The 2,628-nt window shown below is 71.5% G+C and carries 3 protein-coding genes; 1 reads left to right on the top strand and 2 read right to left on the bottom strand.

Going from position 1 to position 2,628, the window contains the following annotated elements:
• Window positions 1-68 precede the first annotated feature (68 nt).
• Both CCN44_RS38675 and CCN44_RS38670 read right to left on the bottom strand, forming a co-directional pair.
• A complete protein-coding gene (locus CCN44_RS38675) occupies window positions 69-788 on the bottom strand; it encodes a cysteine hydrolase family protein (protein WP_086703574.1) in 720 nt (239 codons plus the stop codon).
• A complete protein-coding gene (locus CCN44_RS38670) occupies window positions 788-1,378 on the bottom strand; it encodes a cysteine hydrolase family protein (protein ID WP_086703570.1) in 591 nt (196 codons plus the stop codon). The genes CCN44_RS38675 and CCN44_RS38670 overlap by 1 nt, the downstream gene beginning before the upstream one ends.
• 157 nt (window positions 1,379-1,535) lie before the next feature.
• On the opposite strand from CCN44_RS38670, the gene CCN44_RS38665 reads away from it, so the two are divergent.
• Window positions 1,536-2,528 carry a GlxA family transcriptional regulator gene (locus CCN44_RS38665; protein WP_086703565.1) on the top strand — a complete coding sequence of 331 codons (993 nt, stop codon included), beginning with the start codon at window positions 1,536-1,538 and terminating at the stop codon, window positions 2,526-2,528.
• Window positions 2,529-2,628 lie beyond the last annotated feature (100 nt).

Below are 2,628 nucleotides of genomic sequence, written 5' to 3'. Positions count from 1 at the left end.
GTGTGCCGGCCCGCAGCGGCCGTGTGCCGCTGCGGGCCGGCACACGGCCGGCGTGTCGGGCCGGATTGTCAGGTCAGCGACTTCTGCGACGGCACCACGACTCCGTACAGGTCCTGGACCGTGGCGAGCGCGGCCTGGTGCAGTTGCTCGGCGGGGATGCCGCCCGTGTCGCCCTTCAGCGGCAGCGGCCGGGTGGCCGAGGCGTCGGCGACCACGGTCGGCTGGTAGCCGTTGAGGAAGGCGCCCTGCGCGGTGAACAGGACACACATGTTGGTCATGAACCCGGCGACGATGACGTTCTTCTTGCCGGTCTTCTTGACCTTCTCTGCGAGGTCGGTGCCGTGGAAGGCGTTGGGGACGCTCTTGACGACGACCGGCTCGCCCTTGGCGGGCTTGAGCGCCGGGATGATCTGACCGGCCTTCGACTTCAGGTCGTAGCCCTTGTCGACGATGTGGATGACCGGGGTGCCCGCCGCGCGGGCCCGCTTCAGCAGGGCCTTGGCGTTGTCCACCGCGGGCTGCCAGCCGTCGAGTTCCATCACGCCGTCGGTGTAGGTGTTCTGGTAGTCGACGAGGACGAGCGCCGCGTCGGACAGGGTGGCCGCCGTCTCGTCCAGGCCGTTGAGCTGCCTCAGCGTTCTGGTGTCCTTGGCGACGTTCGCCCGGGCCGCGTCGGCGGACGGCTGGTCCTTGGAGGTGGCGGCCTGGGAACTGCCGCCGCAGGCGGCGACGGTGGCCGCCAGGAGGGCGGCGGTGCACAGGGCGAGGGCCGGACGCAGCGGCTTCATCAGGCGAGGTCCTCCTGGGAGGCGACGACGACCCCGTACAGGTCGGCGATGGTGGCCAGGGCGCTGAGGTGCACCTGGCGGGCGTCCAGCTCGGTGCCCGCGACCGGCAGCGCGCGGGTGGCGCTGGCATCGGCCACGACCGTGGGCCGGTCGCCGCGCAGGAAGGCGCCCTGCGCGGTGAACGCCACGCACATGTGGGTCATGAACCCGGCGATGACCAGATCGCCGCGGCCCGCCTCGTCGACGAGCCGGCCCAGCTCGGTGCCGTGGAAGGCGTTGGGGGCCTGCTTGACGACCACGGGCTCGCCGTCGGCCGGCGCGACGCTCGGGTGGATCTGGCCGATCTCGGCGCGGATGTCGTACGGCGTGCCCTCGCCGCCGTCGTTGACGACGTGGATGACCTTGGCGCCCTCCCGGCGGGCGCGTTCCAGCAGCCGGGCACCGGCGTCCAGGGCGTCCTGCCAGCCGTCCAGCTCCATCACACCGGTGGTGTAGGTGTTCTGATAGTCGATCAGGACCAGGGTGGAGTCGGCGAGTTTGGCGGGCGTGTCGGCCAGGCCGTTGAGCTGGCGCAGCGTCGTTCGGGGCATGGAGTACCACCTGGGGGAAGGGAGTTGAGGAAGAAGTGCACCGGTGCGGTGACCTGCACCTATGACGCTATGGCCCACCGCGCGCGTCGGCAATGTCATCTAGCATGCAGAAACCGACATCGCCGGCCGGATCACGGTGGCCGGCCAAGGGGGGGTTGTGCACACCGTCGAACGACTCATCGTCATCGTCGTCTTCGAGGGCGTCGACCTGCTCGACGTCACGGGGCCGCCGGAGGTGTTCTCCCTCGCGCGCCGCGAGACGGAGGAGGCCGCCGGCTACGACGTCGTCCTGGCTGCCGAGACCATGGACCCCGTCGTCACCGCCGCCGGGGTACGGGTGCTGCCCGACGTCACCTTCGAGGCGCTGGCGTCCCGGAGCATCGACACGCTCGTCGTGCCCGGCGCGGTCGAGGTCGACGGGCAGCGCCGCGTCAAGGCGCTGGTGGACCCGGCGGTGGTGGAACGCGTCAGGCAGCTCGCTCCCCGCACCCGCAGGGTCACCTCCGTCTGCGTCGGGGCGCACATCCTCGCCGCCTGCGGGCTCCTGGACGGCAAGCGCGCCACCACGCACTGGTCGACCGCCGGGCAGCTGGCCGCCGACCACCCCGCGATCGAGGTCGACTCCGACCCGATCTTCATCCGCGCAGGGGAGGTGTGGACCGGCGCGGGCATCAGCGCCTGCCTCGACCTGTCCCTCGCGCTCATCGCCGACGACCTCGGCGAAGCCGTCGCGCTGCGCGTCGCCCGGCAGCTGGTGATGTACCTGAAACGGCCCAGCGGGCAGAGCCAGTTCAGCGTCCCGCTGGAGCAGGTCTCCGCCACCCGGCGCATCGAGGAACTGCGCCACTACATCCTGCGCCACATCGCCGAACCCCTCACCGTCGCGCACCTCGCCGAACACGCCCACGTCAGCGACCGGCAGCTCACCCGCATCTTCAAGAACGAGCTGGGCCTCACCCCGCACGCCTACATCGAGTCGGTCCGCGTCGAACGCGCCCGCAACCAGCTGGAATCCACCGACGCCACCCTCGAACGCATCGCGAACGCCTGCGGATTCGGCACCGTCGACACCCTGGTCAGAGCCTTCCGCCGCCGCCTGGACACGACACCGACCGAGTACCGGCGCCGCTTTCGGACCAGCCCCGACTGACCCACCACGGCCACGCCCGGCACCGGCACCACGCGGCGCCTGCCGCCCCGAGCGACGCACCGGGCAGGCGAAGGGCGCGCGGCCCGTGAGGAACGAGCCC

The sequence above is a fragment of the Streptomyces tricolor genome, from assembly GCF_002155905.1.
Lineage (GTDB): Bacteria > Actinomycetota > Actinomycetes > Streptomycetales > Streptomycetaceae > Streptomyces > Streptomyces tricolor.
Note: the sequence above shows the minus strand (reverse complement) of the source record. Positions and strands in the feature narration are given on the sequence as shown.

Coding starts and splice junctions, on each gene's coding strand:
- CCN44_RS38670 (WP_086703570.1), bottom strand. CDS start 1,378: ATGCCCCGAACGACGCTGCGCCAGCTCAACGGCCTGGCCGACACGCCC.
- CCN44_RS38675 (WP_086703574.1), bottom strand. CDS start 788: ATGAAGCCGCTGCGTCCGGCCCTCGCCCTGTGCACCGCCGCCCTCCTG.